The 19,193-nt window shown below is 44.1% G+C and carries 32 protein-coding genes and 1 pseudogene; 26 read left to right on the top strand and 7 right to left on the bottom strand.

Annotated features, from left to right (window positions below; translation table 11 throughout):
- Window positions 1–61 precede the first annotated feature (61 nt).
- The 4 genes from HH682_RS13685 to HH682_RS13670 all read right to left on the bottom strand — a co-directional run bounded on the left by HH682_RS13685 (window position 62) and on the right by HH682_RS13670 (window position 3,010).
- The gene (locus HH682_RS13685; RefSeq protein WP_214238088.1) at window positions 62–319 is read right to left on the bottom strand and encodes a hypothetical protein; all 258 of its coding nucleotides are present in this window, start codon (window positions 317–319) and stop codon (window positions 62–64) included.
- A gap of 123 nt (window positions 320–442) precedes the next feature.
- Window positions 443–628 carry a DUF551 domain-containing protein gene (locus HH682_RS13680; RefSeq protein WP_214238087.1) on the bottom strand — a complete coding sequence of 62 codons (186 nt, stop codon included), beginning with the start codon at window positions 626–628 and terminating at the stop codon, window positions 443–445.
- 215 nt (window positions 629–843) lie between these two features.
- Window positions 844–2,571 carry a DUF262 domain-containing protein gene (locus HH682_RS13675; protein WP_214238086.1) on the bottom strand — a complete coding sequence of 576 codons (1,728 nt, stop codon included), beginning with the start codon at window positions 2,569–2,571 and terminating at the stop codon, window positions 844–846.
- Between the two features lie 82 nt (window positions 2,572–2,653).
- The gene (locus tag HH682_RS13670) at window positions 2,654–3,010 is read right to left on the bottom strand and encodes a transcriptional antitermination N peptide (protein WP_214238085.1); all 357 of its coding nucleotides are present in this window, start codon (window positions 3,008–3,010) and stop codon (window positions 2,654–2,656) included.
- A 74-nt stretch (window positions 3,011–3,084) separates the two neighbouring features.
- Here HH682_RS13670 and HH682_RS13665 point away from each other — a divergent pair, with 74 nt between their 5' ends.
- Entirely contained in the window at window positions 3,085–3,489 is a 405-nt protein-coding gene (locus HH682_RS13665) for a hypothetical protein (protein ID WP_214238084.1), read from the top strand.
- A gap of 32 nt (window positions 3,490–3,521) precedes the next feature.
- Here the strand turns inward: HH682_RS13665 and HH682_RS13660 are convergent, their stop codons facing one another.
- The 3 genes from HH682_RS13660 to HH682_RS13650 all read right to left on the bottom strand — a co-directional run bounded on the left by HH682_RS13660 (window position 3,522) and on the right by HH682_RS13650 (window position 5,928).
- The gene (locus HH682_RS13660; protein ID WP_214238083.1) at window positions 3,522–4,331 is read right to left on the bottom strand and encodes a DUF3037 domain-containing protein; all 810 of its coding nucleotides are present in this window, start codon (window positions 4,329–4,331) and stop codon (window positions 3,522–3,524) included.
- The gene (locus HH682_RS13655) at window positions 4,328–5,152 is read right to left on the bottom strand and encodes a hypothetical protein (protein ID WP_214238082.1); all 825 of its coding nucleotides are present in this window, start codon (window positions 5,150–5,152) and stop codon (window positions 4,328–4,330) included. The genes HH682_RS13660 and HH682_RS13655 overlap by 4 nt, the downstream gene beginning before the upstream one ends.
- Before the next feature lie 65 nt (window positions 5,153–5,217).
- Window positions 5,218–5,928 (bottom strand): LexA family protein, encoded by a 711-nt coding sequence (locus tag HH682_RS13650; RefSeq protein WP_214238081.1) that lies wholly within the window; start codon window positions 5,926–5,928, stop codon window positions 5,218–5,220.
- A gap of 97 nt (window positions 5,929–6,025) precedes the next feature.
- On the opposite strand from HH682_RS13650, the gene HH682_RS13645 reads away from it, so the two are divergent.
- The 25 genes and pseudogenes from HH682_RS13645 (at window position 6,026) to HH682_RS13530 (ending at window position 19,184) form a co-directional block, all read left to right on the top strand.
- On the top strand, window positions 6,026–6,232 hold the full coding sequence (locus HH682_RS13645; protein WP_214238080.1) for a Cro/CI family transcriptional regulator: 207 nt from the start codon (window positions 6,026–6,028) through the stop codon (window positions 6,230–6,232).
- Window positions 6,233–6,344: 112 nt separating this feature from the next.
- Window positions 6,345–6,677 carry a CII family transcriptional regulator gene (locus tag HH682_RS13640; RefSeq protein WP_092678510.1) on the top strand — a complete coding sequence of 111 codons (333 nt, stop codon included), beginning with the start codon at window positions 6,345–6,347 and terminating at the stop codon, window positions 6,675–6,677.
- Window positions 6,678–6,702: 25 nt separating this feature from the next.
- The gene (locus HH682_RS13635; RefSeq protein ID WP_214238079.1) at window positions 6,703–6,843 is read left to right on the top strand and encodes a hypothetical protein; all 141 of its coding nucleotides are present in this window, start codon (window positions 6,703–6,705) and stop codon (window positions 6,841–6,843) included.
- Entirely contained in the window at window positions 6,840–7,598 is a 759-nt protein-coding gene (locus HH682_RS13630; RefSeq protein ID WP_250318708.1) for a helix-turn-helix domain-containing protein, read from the top strand. The genes HH682_RS13635 and HH682_RS13630 overlap by 4 nt, the downstream gene beginning before the upstream one ends.
- A 115-nt stretch (window positions 7,599–7,713) precedes the next feature.
- Complete coding sequence (locus tag HH682_RS13625; RefSeq protein ID WP_214238091.1) at window positions 7,714–9,600, top strand: toprim domain-containing protein; 1,887 nt, start codon at window positions 7,714–7,716, stop codon at window positions 9,598–9,600.
- 601 nt (window positions 9,601–10,201) lie between these two features.
- Window positions 10,202–10,498, top strand: a complete 297-nt coding sequence (locus HH682_RS13620; RefSeq protein WP_214238078.1) for a hypothetical protein — start codon at window positions 10,202–10,204, stop codon at window positions 10,496–10,498.
- Entirely contained in the window at window positions 10,492–10,728 is a 237-nt protein-coding gene (locus HH682_RS13615; protein ID WP_214238077.1) for a hypothetical protein, read from the top strand. The genes HH682_RS13620 and HH682_RS13615 overlap by 7 nt, the downstream gene beginning before the upstream one ends.
- Window positions 10,729–10,744: 16 nt before the next feature.
- On the top strand, window positions 10,745–11,068 hold the full coding sequence (locus HH682_RS13610; RefSeq protein WP_214238076.1) for a phage protein NinX family protein: 324 nt from the start codon (window positions 10,745–10,747) through the stop codon (window positions 11,066–11,068).
- On the top strand, window positions 11,068–11,238 hold the full coding sequence (locus tag HH682_RS13605; protein WP_214238092.1) for a hypothetical protein: 171 nt from the start codon (window positions 11,068–11,070) through the stop codon (window positions 11,236–11,238). Before HH682_RS13610 ends, HH682_RS13605 begins: the two co-directional genes overlap by 1 nt.
- Window position 11,239: 1 nt before the next feature.
- Window positions 11,240–11,515 (top strand): phiTE_015 family protein, encoded by a 276-nt coding sequence (locus HH682_RS13600; protein ID WP_214238075.1) that lies wholly within the window; start codon window positions 11,240–11,242, stop codon window positions 11,513–11,515.
- A 7-nt stretch (window positions 11,516–11,522) separates the two neighbouring features.
- A pseudogene (locus tag HH682_RS13595) lies at window positions 11,523–11,969 on the top strand (NinB/YbcN family protein); the annotation flags it as partial.
- On the top strand, window positions 11,966–12,154 hold the full coding sequence (locus HH682_RS16150) for a phage NinH family protein (protein WP_214238074.1): 189 nt from the start codon (window positions 11,966–11,968) through the stop codon (window positions 12,152–12,154). The pseudogene HH682_RS13595 and the gene HH682_RS16150, both read left to right, overlap by 4 nt.
- Window positions 12,147–12,308 (top strand): NinE family protein, encoded by a 162-nt coding sequence (locus tag HH682_RS13585; protein ID WP_214238073.1) that lies wholly within the window; start codon window positions 12,147–12,149, stop codon window positions 12,306–12,308. The genes HH682_RS16150 and HH682_RS13585 overlap by 8 nt, the downstream gene beginning before the upstream one ends.
- A gap of 114 nt (window positions 12,309–12,422) precedes the next feature.
- The gene (locus tag HH682_RS13580) at window positions 12,423–13,058 is read left to right on the top strand and encodes a recombination protein NinG (protein ID WP_214238072.1); all 636 of its coding nucleotides are present in this window, start codon (window positions 12,423–12,425) and stop codon (window positions 13,056–13,058) included.
- On the top strand, window positions 13,055–13,240 hold the full coding sequence (locus HH682_RS13575; protein ID WP_048913369.1) for a hypothetical protein: 186 nt from the start codon (window positions 13,055–13,057) through the stop codon (window positions 13,238–13,240). Before HH682_RS13580 ends, HH682_RS13575 begins: the two co-directional genes overlap by 4 nt.
- 108 nt (window positions 13,241–13,348) lie before the next feature.
- Complete coding sequence (locus HH682_RS13570) at window positions 13,349–13,972, top strand: hypothetical protein (protein WP_214238071.1); 624 nt, start codon at window positions 13,349–13,351, stop codon at window positions 13,970–13,972.
- A 560-nt stretch (window positions 13,973–14,532) separates the two neighbouring features.
- Window positions 14,533–14,784 carry a class II holin family protein gene (locus HH682_RS13565; protein ID WP_048913372.1) on the top strand — a complete coding sequence of 84 codons (252 nt, stop codon included), beginning with the start codon at window positions 14,533–14,535 and terminating at the stop codon, window positions 14,782–14,784.
- 3 nt (window positions 14,785–14,787) lie between these two features.
- On the top strand, window positions 14,788–15,273 hold the full coding sequence (locus HH682_RS13560; protein ID WP_250318707.1) for a lysozyme: 486 nt from the start codon (window positions 14,788–14,790) through the stop codon (window positions 15,271–15,273).
- Window positions 15,274–15,287: 14 nt separating this feature from the next.
- Complete coding sequence (locus HH682_RS13555) at window positions 15,288–15,653, top strand: hypothetical protein (RefSeq protein ID WP_214238070.1); 366 nt, start codon at window positions 15,288–15,290, stop codon at window positions 15,651–15,653.
- Window positions 15,574–15,801 carry an Rz1-like lysis system protein LysC gene (gene lysC / locus HH682_RS16145; protein WP_420826218.1) on the top strand — a complete coding sequence of 76 codons (228 nt, stop codon included), beginning with the start codon at window positions 15,574–15,576 and terminating at the stop codon, window positions 15,799–15,801. Before HH682_RS13555 ends, lysC begins: the two co-directional genes overlap by 80 nt.
- On the top strand, window positions 15,794–15,982 hold the full coding sequence (locus tag HH682_RS13550) for a hypothetical protein (protein WP_214238069.1): 189 nt from the start codon (window positions 15,794–15,796) through the stop codon (window positions 15,980–15,982). Before lysC ends, HH682_RS13550 begins: the two co-directional genes overlap by 8 nt.
- A 227-nt stretch (window positions 15,983–16,209) precedes the next feature.
- Window positions 16,210–16,896 carry a Rha family transcriptional regulator gene (locus HH682_RS13545; protein ID WP_214238068.1) on the top strand — a complete coding sequence of 229 codons (687 nt, stop codon included), beginning with the start codon at window positions 16,210–16,212 and terminating at the stop codon, window positions 16,894–16,896.
- Window positions 16,893–17,261 (top strand): hypothetical protein, encoded by a 369-nt coding sequence (locus HH682_RS13540; RefSeq protein WP_214238067.1) that lies wholly within the window; start codon window positions 16,893–16,895, stop codon window positions 17,259–17,261. The genes HH682_RS13545 and HH682_RS13540 overlap by 4 nt, the downstream gene beginning before the upstream one ends.
- 305 nt (window positions 17,262–17,566) lie before the next feature.
- Window positions 17,567–17,965 (top strand): DNA-packaging protein, encoded by a 399-nt coding sequence (locus HH682_RS13535; protein ID WP_214238066.1) that lies wholly within the window; start codon window positions 17,567–17,569, stop codon window positions 17,963–17,965.
- Window positions 17,958–19,184, top strand: coding sequence for a PBSX family phage terminase large subunit (locus HH682_RS13530; protein ID WP_214238065.1), 1,227 nt, complete (start codon window positions 17,958–17,960; stop codon window positions 19,182–19,184). Before HH682_RS13535 ends, HH682_RS13530 begins: the two co-directional genes overlap by 8 nt.
- Window positions 19,185–19,193 lie beyond the last annotated feature (9 nt).

Raw genomic sequence — 19,193 nt, 5'->3', positions numbered from 1 at the left:
GGCCTGACGCCGGAAGAGTCAGAGAAGAGATATCATTTTTACTGTAAAACCGTGGCCAATATTACTTGACCACTACATCTACCCAAAAATCTCTGGCCTCTGCGTAATCGTAAAAAAGATTCCACGTCGAAATTCTCAATGTCCTTTCCCACTTCGAGTAGGAGTTAATATCTTTCGCAATGATTTGTTTGTTGGTTGCTTTTACCGCTTCAAACTTCGCGAACTCTGGCCATTCACAATTGACGCTAACGCCATAAAAAATAGATCCTGCTGAAATATCACTAACGCAATCTGGCGTAATCACTTTCCTCTCTCCCATAAAAAAGCCCCTCACGAATGAAGGGCGAAGACTTCTCAAATTTAATCAGAACAGGTTATCCTCATATCCTGTTCATAGGGCAGTATTACCCACATAGCCCACTCTTAAATGAGCTATAGGGGGTTACTCGGTAGGATTTGGCGGCAGTGGAATCCAGTAAACCGCCTGATTCATGTTCATTCCTGCGCCATCATCGGTATCTAGCCAGTAGCCGTTTACACACCCAGCAACCAATTCACGGTGCCTATTGATTATCACCACATAACTTTCATCATCAGGCATTCGCTCACTACACTTAATCCAATCCATCACCAACCCCCGTTAAAATAACTAATCACACCCCAAGTAAGCATCCCGATGACCGTTGACCAGATAGCTATCAGCGCCGCCGCCAGAATTAAGTAAACCTTTTGGTTGTACGTCATATATCACCCATAAAAAAAAGCCGCTCTAGGCGACTTTAGTGTGTGCAAGTTGTATTTCTTACCTAGGTCCTTTTAATCTACTAAAAGTGATATACCAACCTAATCTAGCCTCCAAATCTCGAGCGCAACCTTAGCGAAAAATTTTTGTCTTTCATTTATTTGTTTCTCTCCCCAATAATTGTAATTTTCTCCGATATAATTGGTAATATGTATTGAAGATTGTCTGTAAATAACAGATTTAGTAGCAAAGTCTTTATTACCTAAATTCCTGTTGGATGAGTTTGGTAGGAGGCACATGTTACCTATTTGATTAGGTAAAAGCTCTATTTTTGGCTCTTCAATATCCCAGTCATCATTAGGATTTTTTGGCAATATATGTTCGACGGTTAGCATTTCTGAATCTAGAATAGAATGCCCTCCGGAAACTCTTTTTTCTATTTCGCCCAAAATATATTTTATGAGTTTAGTATTTCTATTATTTCCTGTCTTGATCACTTTTCCCGTAAAAGCATTGTTAAACACATCATCTGACGGGAGTAATTTATTTTTTAGTGTTTGTAAGGCTTGCTTTGCGTTGTATTCGCCAGAAGAAACCTTAAGAGATACTTCACTGTAAACTCTTTCTTGTTCGTGGGGCAGCATACTACAGATCACGTTATATCTGAATGTGATTACAGACACATACTTTAAGATTTTTACAAACTCATTGTGCTCTTTTTTATAAAAAGCCTTGTATACAGAAATTAACATCGACATAGGCTGTTTAACATTAAAAACTTCAAATAAATTCGTTAAATATTTTTGTTCATCGTTGTTCCAGTCTTTGTTTCGTGTGTCTATAAGGGATAAATAGATATCAATGGCCTCATCTAGTCCTGTTAAGAAGTTAAATGCAGACTCTTTGCTGAGAACTGAGTTCTTTATAGTTTTAAACAATTCTTTTTTTCTGACAAGCTTGTTTTTACTGTTCCAATAAATCCTCACGATCTCTGTTAGATCATCATCTCCTATGGATGAAACGATTCTTTCCCATCTAGACTCTAAATGAGAAAGTGCATTATTGTGAGTCGATTCGTTAGTCAGAAGAGAAAATATATAATTTTTAAGTAAATCAGCAGATGACAATTTGACGCCTCTTGCATTAAGAGTTTCGAAAACTTTGAATGCATTGATGTCATTATTCACTGTTATGGTGGTGAAGTTTAGTTTATCAGTAATGAATTCTATAAGCTCAGCTATTTCTTTACCTTTGTTATCTTTTTCATAGATAAATTGTTTAATCTCTTTCTGAAAGAAAAGGAATGACTTTCTTAATCTGCTTTCTGATGCATTTATATTCCTAGAGGGCAATGCAGATAAAGTTGCCATGTAAGTCTGGTAGTAATTGTTGTTGTGCTTGTTTAAATGCAATTTAGTGTGGCGACAAATTAGTACTGGATCTGTATAACCAATATAATTATCCAGAAACTGTTTTTTTCTTATATCGTTGTTTGCAACATCCTCACCATTTTCTATCATTTCTGCCAACTGAGAACACGCTGCCAATATTAGTATGCTGATGGTAGCTATTCTTTGTTGGCCATCGATAATTTTGTAGTTTTTAGCGTCTTCAGTCTGAAGGACTAGATACCCCATATAATGAAAAGGATTAGGATCTTCTTCCAATAGATTCATTATATCCTGCCATAACTCCGACCAGTCATTTATATCCCAAGAATAATCCCTTTGGAATGGAGGCACAGTATAGTTATACGAAGGGCTTAGAAGTTCTTTAAAAGACAAGTTTTTAGTATCAAAATTAATGCTAGCCATATTCTTAGTGTTCATTATTTTATCTTAAGATAGTTATGGATGTTATCAGAGTATGCAATCAGACCTCAAACATAGATGAGAGATAGCTCAACCATACTTACCTCGCTGTTACTTGATTTGATTTACGATGACCTGCCGCATAGATGGCGACTTGCTCAAGGCAGATAGAGCCTTCAACTACCGGCTTGCGTTTAAACTCGTGCATATAGAGATAGGTTGCGCGAATAATCCCGTTCTTATAGTTAATGACCTGACGCTTGGCTGATGCTGCGACTAGGATTAACGGCTTAGGCTCGTAACCCGGTCTTTGTACTGGCGTAATCGTCTCGCCAATATCCTGATAACTGCGTCCAACCATTGTTGGGTTAGCTGCTGCGAAAGCCATTTGTTTAGCTTTACGCTTCTCATCACGGCGAGTACGGGCGGTAGACTTTAAATTCTGTGCCGGAATCATAATTACCTCCTGAATGAATTTTGGTGATTGGATGGCCGGTACTGATTTCCGGCTTACTGCTGGCCCCGCAGTAGATGGCAGCTATTGCTATCGACCCTTTATCGGCTGTCCCGATTCCGGTTTATTCCAGTGACGGCGTGATTAGTCAGTTTCGCTCTGCCCGATCCGTCATCTTGCATATCAGCCTATGCATTCATCCAACCCCAAAACTCACGCTTTGGTTATTTGCACTTTTCAGCGCTCGATTGAGCCATCATTCTGATGGGGTAATACGCGAACACTTTGTTTCGCAGTCGATGTTCCGTTTCGATGGGTTCATTATCACCATTAGTGGTATTATCGTCAACACCGCAAGAGATAATTTATCACTGAGAATTGTAATGTTGTTGATTTATCAGTGTATTTATTTTTTACAGACGAAAAAAAAGCCGCATATAGCGGCGAGATATCAGGAATGGATGGTGCGATATGTGGGATAGGGGCGAAAAAAATCCCGCCTGAGCGGGATGTGTTAGTTAATCATTCCAGCGGCACTTAGCATATGGTTAAAGTAATGTCCCATATCTTCATTACTGAGTAGGTTAAATGTTTTGTCTGAGTAACTACTCGCTAAGGCCAGTTGTTGAGAGTTTACTCTTTCAGTTGAGAAGTCTGCTGCATACACTAAAATTGTGTTTACTTCTTTATTCCAGAGGTTTCTAGCAGCATTCATTGTTATGGCCTTAAATGCACTTTCACCAGTTTTTTGTTTAATGTCAGCTACTCTCAAGTCCAAAGTCTCTGTTAAATGATATATACCATTCTTCAGAATAAGCTCTGCATAGAGTCCTTGATCATGAGAAAGTGGGTAGTTTTGGACTACCTTATGATTATAAATGTCATCAATATTTTTCCCCATGATACCGTAGCGTGAGAACTGGCTCTTAAGCTCTGTGATAATGCGTTTCTGAGAAACTACTGTCTTCTTTTTAGCTTTCTCAGGTGTTATGAACGTGAAATTTATTTTGTCGACCGCTTCTTCATATTCAAAATCATTTGAAGCATTGAATGTCCCAATTTCTGAGAGGTTGATACTCCCCTGGAAGAGGTTCACAGCTTCAGCCAAAGTCAGTCTGTCAGACAAAAGCGTCTCTAATTTACTTTTTAACCTCTCGAGCTCATTAGTACCGAATTCCTTAGAAATAGCCCTAATTTTATTGACCGACTCTAGAACTCGAACATCGGGGCCAGTAGGTGTAACCACTACCATACCAATATTCACAGACTCTGATCGCACAGGGTTTGGAGTGATTCTTATTATGCTGTAATTGTACGTTATCATCTCAAAACCTCCTTACGAACAGACTCAATACGACTATGACGCTGACTATCCCACCAAGAAAGCAAGGCAGTTCTTTGTAAGGGAGGAAGCCATGATGGAGGCATTCTATCGCATATCATCTCTAGAAAATCAACGTTAATCCTACTCAAATTCCCTAAAACACTTAATGCAGCATCAATACATGACTGATTTGTACCAGTAATCTTTTTTATGGATCGCCAAGTATCAGTTGTTGGGCAGCCATAAGGTAGCAAATTAGTACCGGTTTGATTTGGCCATCCTAAAACTAATGATGACAATCCAAAGTCGAACGCTTGAACTATCGTTTTTTCATCCCTACCTATTGAATACAGGTAATTATTAGTGTTTCTATCGATATTGAAAACAAATTGGTCAAAAGCGTATATGGCCCATACTTGCCTTTGTAGTAAGTCAGAATCTGCAAGGTGATCAATAAAATCCAAAATGCTGACTGGCGTAGCTAATGCTGATAAATCGTAACGTGAACCGAAAAAGGTCTGATTATTATTAGTATCAGTTATAACTTGGCACGGTGGTGTAGCTATGCCACATGTATCAGCCAGCTTATTGCATATCCACTCACTTGCTGGAACCAGGGATGGGTTTTTAGCAGCCTTAATGAGAGAGCTTCTACCATCATCACAGCTCTTCACCGCATACTCCCAGCCATCGCTTGCTAGGGCAGTATGTGTTAGTTGAGCAGTTTTTGAACCCATTATCGGCTTTAAACTAATAATTTCTAGGCTAAAGAGATTTTCTTGAAGAGGGTCTTGACTCGCATCCTTGTTTTCATCCGCCATATTCATCTCAACTTTATATTTTATTCACAAAAACCGCATCTTAGCCTCTACAGCTACGCCGATAATCAGAAAGTATCTTCGGGCCACTGTGCCTTAACAACCTTACCAACTATGCGACAGGTGCTATCACACTCAAGAGGCTTGTAGGATGGATTAAGTGGCGTTAAATAGCAGATGCCAGCATCACGCTCATACTTCTTAAACGTAACCTCGGTATCACCGTTCACGGAAGCAACGCAGAAATCACCGGGTTGAACATCTTCCATCGGATCTACCAGAATCAACATACCCTCTGGAAAGCTCGGCTTTGAGCCTTGAGGCGCAGTCATTGAGTGGCCTTTAACGATTAGCCAATAAGCTGAGTTGCTGGCCTTCTTGCTCGTTCCTATCCAATCCTTAGCATCTTGCTGGGTATATGACCCAACCTCTGCAAAGTTTCCAGCTTGAACGGTGGTAAATAGGGGGTACTGGTAGTTATTCATCACCGACTTTGCATCACCGACAGAGCGGTACATTTCAGCAATCTCAGAGGCTATTGATGGGCTAAATTCCTCTACACTTACTTGAAGTACTCTAGCCAATGCTGCCGCGTTGCTTGGGTTCAAGGCGTTAATCCCGTTCAAAAGTGAGTTAACCGCAGATTGCCCGACTCCTAAGGCATACGCCACAGACTCTTGGGATATACCCAAAGAGGATTTTTTCCCTTCATAAATTGTCTTGAGCCTTTTGGCGTCTTCGACTTGCTCATTAGAGAGCGGTTTCTTTTTTATACTCATATTATAAATTTATCACCGCATGGGATAATTAACTAACTCCGCAGGTGTTGACTATTTTACCGCTAGCGGTGATAATTGGTTATCGCAAGGAGGAGTTATGACACAGAAAATTAAACTCAAAGATTATGTGAAACAGCATGGTCAGACAAAAGCAGCTCAAGACCTTGGTGTTTATCAAAGTGCAATCTTCAAAGCTATCGCATTAAACAGGGATATTACCCTTACCATCCACAGTAACGGAGTAATCACGGCCAAAGAAACAAAGCCTTTCCCTAGTATCAAGAAAAACACTCAAGCAGCTTAGTAACACCATTCAATCGAGCACTGAAAAGTGCAATCACACCGAATAGCCCAATCTATTTATGGCATTCAGCTATTAGCTGATCGCTCAACTAAACACACAAGGATATTACCCAATGGAGTTCGCAAAAGAACGCAAGAAAGCCTTGCAGATAGAGAGCTACTTACTCTCGAAGATTTCACTAAGAGGTCAGACAAAGCTCGCCAAGATGCTTGGCCTGAATGAAGCCGCAGTAAGCCGATTAAAGGCTGCTACAGGCAAACAGAAGTACAGCACCATGAAGCTAATGAGTTTGATATTGGCTTATGCAGGAATGGAAACACCGGAGTTTGATTTAGTCGGAACAATGAGCCGATTAGAGAAGAAGCTGGAGAGAATGGAAGAATTACTGGCAAAGAAAAAGCCCGGCGGCAACCGAGCTTCATCACAACTTGCTTTGGAACTTTAACAACATTTCACGAGGTTAATTATACATGAAAACCTATGAAGAACAAAAGGCTAAAGGAACAAAAGAGGCCAGAAGAATAGAGGCTTGTAGCGGTTATAACCCTGTGGTGGTTAGCAAACTACGCCAGATTCTCAATCAACATAAACCACAGGAGAGAAGCAAATGAGCATGATTTTAATGGCAACCGCAATGAAGATTAAAGTCGGTAATCCACTTCGTAAATTAGTCCTGATTAAACTCGCCGATAATGCGAACGATGATGGCATTTGCTGGCCTTCAATCAGTAACATTGCCGACCACTGCGAAATCTCACCTCGCTCTGTTCAAAACCACATTTCAGCACTGAAAGAAATGAGATTGCTTACCGTCATAAATCGGAAAACTGAAACCGGTTTAAACCAATCAAATGTGTTCAAAATATCACTCAATCAGACTGGTGCATATGCTGCGGGGAGTGGTGCAGGAGATTCCAAGACTGGTGCAGGAGATGCAGGAGGTGGTGCATATGCTGCGGGGGGAGGTGCAGGAGATGCACCAGTAGTGGTGCAGGAGCTGCACCCAGAACCTATCACTCTTTTAACCTATCAAGAACCTGTCAGTGAAACTTTGGGTAAAACTGACCCAGCAACACAAAATTATTTAAAACGGATGGGGATGACGTCACCCTCTGAAACCCAGATCCCATTCCCTAAGAATTTTAAACCGAATGACGAACACAAAAGCATCGCCCTAGAGAGAGGGATTAACTTGCAGGAAGAGTTAATCAAGTGCCGCGACCATTCAGAAGCGTCAGGCATCAAAAAACAAAGCTGGAGCAAGTATTTTAACAACTGGCTTCGTAACGCAAGACCTTCTCAAGTTAAACCGACTCACCAATCAGCGATTCAGGTCACTAAATCTGGTTATGTATTTATCAACTAGGAGCGACCATGAAATCACAAATAAAATCACTCCTGATTGCAGGATATAACCACGGATTACTCACTGAGTCGTTTGTCGGTTACTGGTTCAGGTTGTTAAAACTTCGGGGCGCATGATGACACCTAAAGAACTTTCGGACCAGCTTTGGAATCAAGTTGACCGAGTAGCAAAATATTTACTCCCGAACGGGAAGCGAGAGAGTGGTGAGTGGGTAGCAGGAAGCGTAGGCGGTGAAGCGGGGAAGAGCCTCAAGGTCAATCTGCAAGGCAAGAAAGTCTGGCAGGACTTCGCAGAGGGTGACGGTGGCGACCTGTTAGACCTTTGGGTACTGAGTCGTGATTGTGGCCTACACCAAGCCATGCAGGAGGCGAAAGAGTTTCTCGGCATCAAAGACACAGACCATCACTTCGCAGCCAAGCAGCAAAAGAAATTCTCCCGCCCTAAGCCTGAAAACATCAAGAAGTTCGTCAAGAAAACCGATGATTGCTACGACTACCTAGAGAGCCGAGGCATCACACGGGCAACAGCCGAAAAATTCAAAGTGTCGAGCGCCGTAGTCTGGAGCCATGACGAGAAGCGAGAACTCAAAGCAATCGCCTTCCCGTACAAGCGCGACAATGAGTTACTACAGGTCAAACGCATCAGTACCGAGCGACCCAATGGGAAGAAGGTCATCATGGCAGAAGGCGATTGTGAGCCGTGCTTATTTGGCTGGCAGACGATGCCGAAAGAATCCAGAGCCGTGATTATCTGCGAGGGTGAAATCGACTGCATGACCTATGTGCAATACGGATTTCCTGCATTGTCCGTACCATTCGGCGGCGGCAAGGGTGCTAAACAGCAGTGGATTGATTTTGAGTTTCACAATCTCGACCGATTCGAAGAAATCTGGCTATCGCTCGATACCGATGAAGTGGGATTAGCCGCAGCCAAAGAGATTGCCAGCCGACTTGGTGAGCATCGCTGCATGTTGGTCAAGCTACCGCACAAAGACATCAACGAGTGCCTAAAGGCTGGAATGACTGACGAGCAGGTTCTTGACGTGCTGGAACGGGCTGAGATGTTCGACCCCGAAGAGCTTTACAGTGCCAGAGAGTTCTACCAAGACACTGTGGACGCTTTCTACGGACAGGAGCAATACCTATTCCCGACACCCTGGTCAACGCTAAACGGCAATTTCATGTTCCGTGAAGCCGAACTAACGCTGGTCAACGGGGTGAACGGTCACGGCAAGACCGAGGTAGTAGGTCACATGACACTTGAAGCGATGAAGCATGGCGTTAAAACCTGTGTCGCCTCACTTGAGTTAAAGCCCGGGCAATTACTTAAACGCCTTACCCGTCAGGCGACCTGCGTTAAGCTCCCACCAAAGAACGAAATCGAATCAGCGTTTAATTTTTACGATGACCGGTTATGGTTATTTGGATTAACGGGGACCGCTAAGGCCGACCGACTGCTTGAGATATTCGAGTACGCCAGAAAGCGTTACGGTGTGAAGTTATTCATCATCGACAGCCTGATGAAATGCGGCATTGGTGACGATGACTACAACGCTCAAAAGGCTTTTGTCGATGCTGTGTGCGACTTCAAGAACCGAACAAACAGCCATGTAATTCTCGTCACCCACAGTCGGAAAGGTGACAGCGAAGAAAAACCCACTGGCAAGATGGACGTGAAAGGCTCTGGTTCGATTACTGACCTTACAGACAACCTGTTTATCATCTGGCGTAATAAAGCCCGTGAGAAGGCCATACAGAAACAAAGCCTCAATGAACCACTCACCGACAAAGACCAATCAGCACTCAGCGCACCTGCATCCATGCTCATGCTAGAGAAGCAGCGTAACGGCGAAGGCTGGGAGGGTGGGATACCGCTATATCTCGATGACCCATCACACCAGTTCTTAATGGCTGACGGCGCATCACCCTTTAGTTACATCGCCAACATGCCAGCCAACGACTACAACGAAGTCTGGATGAATGAAAACGTAACGCAGTATTAACCCCCACACCGCTTAAAGCGGTTTTTTTATGTCAGTAGGAGAGGGATATGAAGTATGCATTTGGGATTTGGGGTTTTATCTCTGCGATATTGCTAATTTTTGCAGTAATAGACTGCGCTAGAGAGAAAGGTAATCTATTCAAGTATGCAATTGCCGCTCCATTGGTATGGATAATCATGGCTGTTATTCCATGCCTAGCCTTTTACCTGATTGTCTGGATAGCGAAACTATTTTAGGGAGAGGGATATGTATGCACTTCTAGCAGGGGTTTTCATTGGAATCTCATTTTCTGCATTACTTTGGAATGAGCGATGGGATTTAAAAATGTTTTTCCGGTATCACGTCGCTACATGGTCGCTAATTATCGGCGTGTATTTAATGATCGCGGCAAGCAAATAGGATATGGATATGAATGATTTACTATTTTTTCTGTACATGATTTTAAATGTTCCATTGATAGTTCTTGGTATGAGCTTTGTTACTTGGAAGAACGAGTTCAAGGCTCTTGGTGTTAATAAAATTATTAGATTGGAAGTTTTGATAGTCGTCCTGACGGCAATCGTTATAACCATCAAGACAGCCTGTATCTAAGGATTTAAGTATGACCGACTATACAACGATGACCCCACAAATATCTTTCGATGCCATCCACAACGAAGCGTTTAAGCATGTACTTGTTGAAACATTGAAAGAGCAGGAGTTAGTTGACCAATTTTGCCGACTGTATAAATGCGAGAAACCAAAGCGCCGCAACCATCCACTCGAAGAAATGGTTGACCAGATAACAGGTTTTCGCCAGCACCAATGGAACGAGTTCTTTAAGCAGTTCATACCGTTTGTGCATCGTGTCGTGTATATGCCGTTGCTGTGCGAGTTAGAGAGTAAGCAACCATGCTAGGTGAATGGATAAAGCAACAAATCGAAGAGCAGGAGCGCCGCGAGAGGCGAGAAAGGCTAGATAGACAATACAAGCACCTTGTCACCATGCCGGCCAACACCTTTGCAGCTATCTACGCTGAGTTTCAAGAAGAGTTCTTTTGCGTCAAGTTCAACGATGAATGGTACGGCGACTGGCAAATCTACTATGCATCATTAGCCCGTGACGAAGGTTATGAACAATTAATTTAAGGTTAGGGAGAGGAACATGAATTACCAAGAGATGACAGATTTTGAGATTAACAAGGCAGTGGCCGATAAGCTGGGCTACGCCGGAAGAACAAGCAGACACCCACAGCTAGAAGATGTTGTGCTTATTTCAAGTAGTCACGGTGGAATTATAATAGATTACTGCAACTCATGGGCTGATGCTGGGCAGATAGCTCATCAATATAAAATAAACCTCTACTTTTCTAATAACGAAAACATGGCAGAACACAGGCAGACAGGTAAAGAAATTATTACTTGCACTGATTACAACCCCTGCCGAGCTATATGCATCGTATTCCTCATGATGAAAGGCGGTGAGTGATGACAGGTAAAGTTGAAAAATTCACAGGCGAAATGGTCTACCGTAAAAACTCAGAACTCTATGAAAGGCTGAATGATGTTATCTCTGATTACGCAGGAGAAATCAGTCTGGCAGAAACGGTAGGGGTACTGGAAATGGTAAAGTTAAATTTATTGAATAAGGAATCATAGGATGGATGAATCACGCAAGCAGTTTGAAGAGTGGGCTGTGTATGCATATGGAGATGGTTGCCTAACTCTTAGACCAAACATTCAAAAATATGAATCTTGGGTATTGGAGAGCGCATGGCATGCGTGGCAAGCATCACGGCAGTATCAATCTGTCATTGCATACCTAACCCACCAAGGTAGCGCAGTATCTCCCGATGACTTTGAAGGCGGTGAAGCTGAAATGCATGAAACAGCCAAGCGGGAAGAATGGGCGCCACTGGTGAAGAAAGGGGACTAATGAACATCCCAAAGACGGACTCCGGTTACACTCCACTAACTTCGAAGCAGTAAAAAAACACCTCTCAGAGTTACTAAAAGACGGAAAAACCTATCGCCTTAATCTCTCGTTCTGGCGAGAGCGTCGTAGCCTGCTGCAAAACTCATTAAGTCATGTTTGGTACGAGGAAATAAGCGAATACCTCGTTAGCCGAGGGCGAACCTTTGCCAACAAAAAGTGGGTTAAACGGGCTATGAAGCATTCGTTTTTGGGCTACGAAGATATTGAGAGCATGGACGTTGTTACCGGAGAAATAACAGTTACGCAGGAGTTGAGGCATACGTCTGATTTAGATACCGGCGATATGCATCACTACCTGAGCAAGGTCGAATCATGGGCGCAGGGCATCGGGTGCTTACTTACCGTGCCGGAGAACTGTGAATACCGAGAACTACAGAGGAAGCAGGAAGAATGAGTGAACACATCACATCAATACCCGTAATGCTTAACCAGAACAAGCACAACTATTCCGAGGTCGCTAGGCTGCTACACGTTCACCGATACACGGCAAGGCGATTAGAGGATGACAAAGACTGCAAGCATCACATCGTGGTGCGAGGTCGGTTGATGACTGAAACGAGGTGCTCAGGTAATGGCTAAGACGGTAACTCAAGTCGCTATGGATGGCGCGATACTCAAGCGAACCGGACCATACAAAAAGAAAATTATCCCCCTCGAATCCCAAGTGAAAACCTTTCAGTACACCGACCACTTAAAGCAAGTCAAAGAGCTAAGAATGCTGAGGGCACGATGATGGAAACTCCATGTACAGCTTGCGGCTTCCCTTCATAAGATGACAGGTGGTGTGAAGCTTGTGAAGAGATATATCAGACTAAGGACCCGAACTATTGCGATTTAGGAGGGAGTGATGAGAAAGACAAGACGACGATGCAAGAACCCTGATTGCAGAGGATGGTTTCACCCTCGATTTCAAAATGAATGGTGGTGCAAACCGGAATGTGGGGCTGTGATTGCACTGGCAAAGAGAAGCAAAGAGAAGAAAAAAGAAATCAGAGAGCAAGAAAAAAGGAGAAAAGAAGCCCGAAGGGAAAGCATTAAACGCAAGAAAGAAGCACAGCAAGAACGCCGTCACCACCAGATACGCAAGCTAGAAGTAAAACCCCTCAGTTATTTCCACAGTAAAGCCCAATCAGCATTCAACCAATACATCCGCACACGGGACGCAGAGCAGCCCTGTATTAGCTGTGGGCGTCATCATGAGGGTAAGTACGACGCAGGGCATTATCGAACACGTGGAGCCTCGCCAGCGACGCGCTATGACGAAACCAACTGCCATAAGCAATGCGCTCCCTGTAACCAGCACTTATCAGGAAATATCGAAAACTACACGCCGAACCTTATCGAAAAAATAGGGCAGGAGGCATTCGAAGTTTTAATGGGTCCGCACCCGGTAAAGAAATGGACGCGGGAGGAGCTGGAACAACTGGCAGCGCACTACAGGCAGAAAACCAGAGAGCTAATTAAGCAGAGGGAGGGGGTATGAGTCACTTAGAAAGAATGGCTAGAAATGCTGAAATAAATCGCAAGCCAGTAACTGTGAGTGTTGGATTATTAAAAATGGCTCTGGAAGAAATAAAAATGCAGAGGGTTACAGGTGATACATTTCTCACTAAAGCCGCGATAGCTACTCTCGAAGATGCTCTTGAAAAGGCAGGTCACTCATGACTTGGCTTACCAAACTTCTTAACCACTTCTCACCCATAACCCCAACAGTCCAGTACAAAACCCCACAGAGTTATCCAGCCCAACCCGGCAATAAGCGGAGGAAGAAGAATGCGCATTGAACACGATTACCGGTTAGTGGTGAAAATATCAGGTGTGCGATCGTCGGCTGATATGCGGCGTTTATTCGGCAATGGTTGGAAGACTATCAATGAGTCACAGCGAGCATGGATTCGTCATCTACTGAAGCTATGGGGGCAGCACCTCGGCAACGAAGAATATGACAAGGGAGAAATCAACATCCTTGGTCGTCTAATGATGCGTTGTGAGTGGAGTGAACAGAAGGGCAAACAAATCGAAAAGGTCGTGTCTCAGCTTTATTGTGAGGGCTACCGAGGGGAAGAGTTAATGCGCAAGGCCCGTGACTTAGTGGTGCCGCAATCTTCAGCAGCCAACATCATCGCTCTCGCCAAAGAATCTGATGATGCTGACTTTATGGAACGCGTAATTACTAAAACATTCGGCAGAGATAACCCGATCCGCTCAGTAGCAAGATTAAGATACTGCAAGTGCAAAAGCTCGCAAGATGTTCAGCGTTCTTTAAGCTACCTCACTGGCATAACCCCGAAAGAAGCACGCAATAGAATGGAATGGGCGGAATCGATACTGGAAGGAGAAATTTTTTATGCCGCACAGCGTGAATTGAAGAAAGAAGTTCTACAAAATGTAGCGTAAAGCACGAATTGCTAAAAGGATTGGGCATTCACTAGAGTATATTTCATATACGCTCTGGGAGTAAAAGCGAACTGAGCAAACCAATATTAGACCTCGCCTCGGCGGGGTTTTTTATTGCAACAGATAAGCGTACTTTGGTAGCAATACCCTTGCCTGACACGGTTTCCCTGAATGGCATGGAGAGTGCGCTTTTCGTTGTGATGAATGAGCATTTTAGAGTATTGACACAGTAATTACATTGTTGTAAATATTATGCGCCGCCTACAAACCCATCCGGTTAATCACGCATTAGGGCGGTAGGATACAAAGGACTGCCTGTGCTTTTGTATTCTTGACTACAAAGACATGGTAAGAACGCATTACCATGCGGCCAACCAGAATATTGAGCCTCACAGAAGTGGGGCTTTTTTTTACCCAAATTCTAAGGCTTCACTTCGGTGAGGCCTTTTTTATTTCACCGCAAGTCAATCCCAATTATCCCACACAGATACTATCAAGTGACAGGCGGTGAATCCCTACACACAGCACCTAGCTTTTAACTCAAGCCAAAGGTGGAAACCATGAAGACAATCAATATGCCCGGTAAAATTTCATCGGTAGTCAGCTATTGCGCGTCTGGATCACTTATTTGTTGGGGGAGCGTAATGGACAAGATACACCACCTCGACTGGCAAACCATTTCGGTTGTTGGGGGGCTAGTCATTGGTGTCATCACCTGCGCTAGTAACTTCTACTTTAAGCGAAGACAGACAAGAGCGTATGAGAGTCAGTTATCGCGGGGGATAATCTCGCCCCCACCGCAAGAGGATTAGGTCATGGCTATTTCATCTTCTCTGCGAAAGGCATTAATTGGTGTAAGCGGAGCAGGTGCAATCGCTATAGCCACTGTACTAGTTCCGAGCCAAGAGGGTACAGAGTTAACACCATACAAAGATGTCGGAGGAGTATGGACGGTATGCAGTGGCGTGACGGGTAAAGACGTTATCCCCGGCAAGGTTTACACCAAGAAGGAATGTGACATCCTCCTACAAAAGCACCTACAATTATTCGCCAACTCGGTAGAACGCTCTGTTAAAGTTCCTATGAACGAGTATCAAGAAGCAGCCCTAATTAGTTTCTCGTACAACGTTGGCACCTCTGCATTCGAACATTCCTCGGTACTACGCAATCTCAATGCCGGAAGATACCAACAAGCCTGTGATGGCCTTCGCCAGTGGAAGTACGTTAATAAGCGTGTTGTTGCTGGACTGGTTAATCGACGCGAGGTAGAACGTGAAATCTGCCTGTGGGGTGATAAGTGAATAGGGAATCGATATTGGCAACCGTCGTAGTAGGTTTGGTGCTATCGCTTCTCTCGGCTGGATTGGTATTCGGGTTTAAGTACAAATCAAACGCCGATGCTGCTGCTAACGCTAAAGAGCAACTTAATAGCCAGCAGTTAATCACATCATCAGTTATTCGCTCAATGTCGGTTTTCAACATGATAGCCAAGGCTGCTTATGAATCTCAGGAAAATAATAATGCCAAGAGTAAGCAGCGAGTTGAGTACATCATTCAGCAGGTATCGACTGATAAATGTGCTTCTCAGCTTGTTCCTGACAATGCTGCTAGTGAGTTGTTCAGGCACGCCGACCAAATACGTCAAAGTTCCCCCGGTGCCGATACCGGAAAGCCTGACTAGGAAATGCCCCGTACCATCACCAGTGCTTCCATTCACTTGGCAATCAAGCCTTCTATGGAACGAATCACTTTTAACCGCGCTTGAGAACTGCAATGAAGACAAGGCAGCCATCCAGCGAATCGAATTAGAGAGACAGAAAAATGACTGACTTACTCACTTACGCAAACTCTATCGCTATCCTCCTTATTCTTGTCGCCGGCGGATGGGTGAAGGTGCGTGATTACTTCAAAGCGAAAGCCGAAGAGAAATCGAAACTGATTGAAGCCGAAGTGCAAAAGCGACTCGCAGAACAGAAAGCCAACACGGCCACGCCAGTTGTCTCGCAGTAGCCAGAACAGAGGTCATTAACGTGGCCTCGATTGTGGTTATTACCCGACAGGAAATATCACTACCTCAAGCCCACTTTAACCGGTGGGCTTTTTTATTGCTCCCGCAGAGCACACAACATCGAACCTTCTTTAGGAATGACCCCTTGAGGACTTCAGTTTAGCTGATGCGCTTCGATGGGCTGATTTCCTACGCGGCAAGGGTTCATTACCTAAGTAAGGAAAGCATCATGGAATTAGTAGAGATTAAGAAATTAGAGTTAGTCACCAATTCATTTGCAATTGCTGAAGGAGTGGAAAAGGGGCATAAACCCGTAATTCAACTTATTCGCAAGTACCTAGCAGACCTAGAGGAGTTTGGAAGGGTAGAATTTGAAATGCGACCCTTCAAGACAGGCGGCGGCACTCAGAAGCAGGAAATAGCATTGCTTAATGAACAGCAAACCACGCTGCTAATCACTTATATGCGTAACAATGATGTGGTTCGAGCGTTCAAAAAGCGGCTAGTGTATGAATTCTTCAAAATGCGTAGAACTCTCGCGGCTAAGAAGATGGATCGCAATTCGGCACGTCTTGAGTATAAGCCTATGACTGAAGCTATAAAGCATGAGCGCGAAGCACAAGGTAAGCAGATTTCACCACATCATTTCAGTAACGAAGCAGACTTGATTAATCGCATATCTCTAGGAATGACGGCAGCTAAGTTTCGTGTTCACCATGAGATAGGTAAGAAAGAGCCTATCCGTGATTACCTTACCCCTGAGCAGATTCACTGCATAACTGAATTACAGAGAGCTAACACTGTATTTATTGGCATGGGCTGGGATTACGAGCAGAGAAAAGAAGCGTTAATGGGTCTATTTGATAAGAAGCATCGCCAGCCATTGATTGAAGAGCAGCACAGGTTAGCGGCATGATTGAAGGAAACCCGTACTCTCAAAAACAGTTCCCGATCGCCACTCAGGTCGCAGAAGAATACTGTATCAGGCAAGTCTCGATTCATCGACAGCCAATATATCGATCCAAGTATGGCGACATCGGACTTAAGTCAGGGCCTTTGGCGTCATTCCTTGTCTCATATTTCATTGAAGGGGGCATGAGTCCCCTTGAAGTGGAGATATTCTTTTACCAGATGCTAGATGTATGCAACCTGACAAGAGTTAATTATTTCGCCTCCGTAGGCAGATATGAAGGGCTTAAGGCAGATGGGATAACTGAGATAGAAGATGTCTTAGACTATTTTGCTACATGCGTCTTCTCTGGGCACATGCGGCCGCACTAACCAACCCGAGAGCCACTTTCACAACGGCTCTCTGCATCACAGAGCATCCTATCGGGTGCTGTTTAATGCAATCAACAAGGAATAAAGCCATGTTGGAGTTACTGAAGTTCGTAGAGGAAAGGATATTTGGGATTTTGATATTGGCATGGTTGTTGTGGTGTTTCTTTTCATAATTACAGAGGATTTATAATATTCTGCAAATGGTGGTAATTAACTGCCATTCACAGAGCTTTATATAAGTTTTAATGCTCCTTGGTGTCACAAGTTTACGGGTTTATATAAATAAATATAGAGGAATATGCTAAATGGCGACTAAAAACAAAGTTGGTCGCCCAAGTAAGTTGGCCGAGAGCATCGAAAAGGCTAAAGAATACTTAATGGGCGGCTTTGAAGCAGTAGGGGATGTAGTCCCGAGCGTGGCTGGCTTAGCCTGTTATCTAGGCATTAGCCGCTCAACAGCTCAGGAGTACGCCAAAGACAATGTAGAGTTTTCGGGCACGTTAGAGGCAATCAAGACCCTACAAGAGAATAAGCTCATCAATAAGGGGCTTATCGGCGACTTCAACGCGACGATAACCAAGCTAATGCTCGCCAACCACGGCTACAGCGACAAAGCCGAGATTGATAATAAATCATCCGACGGCAGCATGACTCCTAAGCCAACCACTATCCAATTATTACCAGTTGAGCCTAAACATGAGTAGCGTACAGCTACCGATACCAGCCAAGCTTGCTCCACTCTTCACCGCTACAAATAAACGTTACCGCTGCTCACATGGTGGGCGTGGTAGCGCAAAGACTCGAACCTTTGCACTAATGACAGCCGTCAAAGCCTATCAAGCCATGATGAATGGTGAGTCAGGTGTAATACTTTGTGCCCGTGAGTTTATGAACTCATTGGAAGAATCGAGCATGGAAGAGATTAAGCAAGCGATACGATCAGTGCCTTGGTTGGCGGCTAACTTCGATATTGGCGAGAAGTACATTAGAACAATTGACCGCAGTGTGAGCTATGTCTTTGCTGGCCTACGTCATAACCTAGATAGCATCAAATCTAAGGCGCGTATCTTGCTGTGCTGGGTTGATGAAGCCGAGACAGTGAGTGAAGTGGCTTGGCAGAAACTCGACCCGACAGTGCGTGAAGCTGGATCTGAGATATGGGTGACATGGAACCCTGAGATAGATGGTAGCCCGACTGATAAACGATTCCGTAAAAGCCAAGACGATTCAATTATCACTGTTGAGATGAACTACACGGATAACCCGTGGTTCCCAGAAGTGCTTGAGATTGTCCGAGCTAAAGACCAGAAGAATCTCGACCCGGCGACTTATGCTTGGGTGTGGGAGGGTGCCTATCTTGAAAACTCTGAGAAACAGGTGCTGGCAGGTAAGTATCGCGTTGCTGAGTTTGGTGATGAACTTTGGAGGCAAGCAGATCGCTTGTTCTTCGGCGCTGACTTCGGTTTCGCTAAAGACCCAAACACGCTCATTCGCTCCTTTATCATCGGGAATACATTGCATATCGAGTACGAAGCATACGGCGAGCATACTGAGCTTGACCACATGCCTAAGCTATACGACACCATTCCCGAAGTGCGTAATTGGCCCATCAAAGCCGACTCAGCGCGACCAGAGACCATTAGCTATCTAAAACGGCAGGGTTTCAAAATATCATCCGCTGATAAATGGCAAGGTAGCGTAGAGGACGGAATAGCTCACCTGCGTGGTTTCGATGAAATCATTATTCACCCTCGCTGCAAGAATGTGGCAAAAGAGGCTCGGCTATGGTCATACAAGACTGACCGAGTGACGGGTGAAGTCCTTCCTAAGCTGGCAGATGGTAACGAACACTGTTGGGATGCTATCCGCTACAGCCTAGATGGTCATATCAAGCGTAAAACAAAAGGCGCTATCTTCTTCTAAGGATTAACT

Source organism: Rosenbergiella gaditana (genome assembly GCF_018494065.1).
Classification (GTDB): Bacteria; Pseudomonadota; Gammaproteobacteria; order Enterobacterales; family Enterobacteriaceae; genus Rosenbergiella; species Rosenbergiella gaditana.
Note: the sequence above shows the minus strand (reverse complement) of the source record. Positions and strands in the feature narration are given on the sequence as shown.

What these genes read in the sequence shown, in the direction of transcription:
- HH682_RS13685 (WP_214238088.1), bottom strand. Translation starts at nt 319, where the DNA reads ATGGGAGAGAGGAAAGTGATTACGCCAGATTGCGTTAGTGATATTTCA.
- HH682_RS13680 (WP_214238087.1), bottom strand. Translation starts at nt 628, where the DNA reads ATGGATTGGATTAAGTGTAGTGAGCGAATGCCTGATGATGAAAGTTAT.
- HH682_RS13675 (WP_214238086.1), bottom strand. Translation starts at nt 2,571, where the DNA reads ATGAACACTAAGAATATGGCTAGCATTAATTTTGATACTAAAAACTTG.
- HH682_RS13670 (WP_214238085.1), bottom strand. Translation starts at nt 3,010, where the DNA reads ATGATTCCGGCACAGAATTTAAAGTCTACCGCCCGTACTCGCCGTGAT.
- HH682_RS13665 (WP_214238084.1), top strand. Translation starts at nt 3,085, where the DNA reads ATGGCAGCTATTGCTATCGACCCTTTATCGGCTGTCCCGATTCCGGTT.
- HH682_RS13660 (WP_214238083.1), bottom strand. Translation starts at nt 4,331, where the DNA reads ATGATAACGTACAATTACAGCATAATAAGAATCACTCCAAACCCTGTG.
- HH682_RS13655 (WP_214238082.1), bottom strand. Translation starts at nt 5,152, where the DNA reads ATGGCGGATGAAAACAAGGATGCGAGTCAAGACCCTCTTCAAGAAAAT.
- HH682_RS13650 (WP_214238081.1), bottom strand. Translation starts at nt 5,928, where the DNA reads ATGAGTATAAAAAAGAAACCGCTCTCTAATGAGCAAGTCGAAGACGCC.
- HH682_RS13645 (WP_214238080.1), top strand. Translation starts at nt 6,026, where the DNA reads ATGACACAGAAAATTAAACTCAAAGATTATGTGAAACAGCATGGTCAG.
- HH682_RS13640 (WP_092678510.1), top strand. Translation starts at nt 6,345, where the DNA reads ATGGAGTTCGCAAAAGAACGCAAGAAAGCCTTGCAGATAGAGAGCTAC.
- HH682_RS13635 (WP_214238079.1), top strand. Translation starts at nt 6,703, where the DNA reads ATGAAAACCTATGAAGAACAAAAGGCTAAAGGAACAAAAGAGGCCAGA.
- HH682_RS13630 (WP_250318708.1), top strand. Translation starts at nt 6,840, where the DNA reads ATGAGCATGATTTTAATGGCAACCGCAATGAAGATTAAAGTCGGTAAT.
- HH682_RS13625 (WP_214238091.1), top strand. Translation starts at nt 7,714, where the DNA reads ATGACACCTAAAGAACTTTCGGACCAGCTTTGGAATCAAGTTGACCGA.
- HH682_RS13620 (WP_214238078.1), top strand. Translation starts at nt 10,202, where the DNA reads ATGACCGACTATACAACGATGACCCCACAAATATCTTTCGATGCCATC.
- HH682_RS13615 (WP_214238077.1), top strand. Translation starts at nt 10,492, where the DNA reads ATGCTAGGTGAATGGATAAAGCAACAAATCGAAGAGCAGGAGCGCCGC.
- HH682_RS13610 (WP_214238076.1), top strand. Translation starts at nt 10,745, where the DNA reads ATGAATTACCAAGAGATGACAGATTTTGAGATTAACAAGGCAGTGGCC.
- HH682_RS13605 (WP_214238092.1), top strand. Translation starts at nt 11,068, where the DNA reads ATGACAGGTAAAGTTGAAAAATTCACAGGCGAAATGGTCTACCGTAAA.
- HH682_RS13600 (WP_214238075.1), top strand. Translation starts at nt 11,240, where the DNA reads ATGGATGAATCACGCAAGCAGTTTGAAGAGTGGGCTGTGTATGCATAT.
- HH682_RS16150 (WP_214238074.1), top strand. Translation starts at nt 11,966, where the DNA reads ATGAGTGAACACATCACATCAATACCCGTAATGCTTAACCAGAACAAG.
- HH682_RS13585 (WP_214238073.1), top strand. Translation starts at nt 12,147, where the DNA reads ATGGCTAAGACGGTAACTCAAGTCGCTATGGATGGCGCGATACTCAAG.
- HH682_RS13580 (WP_214238072.1), top strand. Translation starts at nt 12,423, where the DNA reads ATGAGAAAGACAAGACGACGATGCAAGAACCCTGATTGCAGAGGATGG.
- HH682_RS13575 (WP_048913369.1), top strand. Translation starts at nt 13,055, where the DNA reads ATGAGTCACTTAGAAAGAATGGCTAGAAATGCTGAAATAAATCGCAAG.
- HH682_RS13570 (WP_214238071.1), top strand. Translation starts at nt 13,349, where the DNA reads ATGCGCATTGAACACGATTACCGGTTAGTGGTGAAAATATCAGGTGTG.
- HH682_RS13565 (WP_048913372.1), top strand. Translation starts at nt 14,533, where the DNA reads ATGAAGACAATCAATATGCCCGGTAAAATTTCATCGGTAGTCAGCTAT.
- HH682_RS13560 (WP_250318707.1), top strand. Translation starts at nt 14,788, where the DNA reads ATGGCTATTTCATCTTCTCTGCGAAAGGCATTAATTGGTGTAAGCGGA.
- lysC (WP_420826218.1), top strand. Translation starts at nt 15,574, where the DNA reads ATGCTGCTAGTGAGTTGTTCAGGCACGCCGACCAAATACGTCAAAGTT.
- HH682_RS13550 (WP_214238069.1), top strand. Translation starts at nt 15,794, where the DNA reads ATGACTGACTTACTCACTTACGCAAACTCTATCGCTATCCTCCTTATT.
- HH682_RS13545 (WP_214238068.1), top strand. Translation starts at nt 16,210, where the DNA reads ATGGAATTAGTAGAGATTAAGAAATTAGAGTTAGTCACCAATTCATTT.
- HH682_RS13540 (WP_214238067.1), top strand. Translation starts at nt 16,893, where the DNA reads ATGATTGAAGGAAACCCGTACTCTCAAAAACAGTTCCCGATCGCCACT.
- HH682_RS13535 (WP_214238066.1), top strand. Translation starts at nt 17,567, where the DNA reads ATGGCGACTAAAAACAAAGTTGGTCGCCCAAGTAAGTTGGCCGAGAGC.
- HH682_RS13530 (WP_214238065.1), top strand. Translation starts at nt 17,958, where the DNA reads ATGAGTAGCGTACAGCTACCGATACCAGCCAAGCTTGCTCCACTCTTC.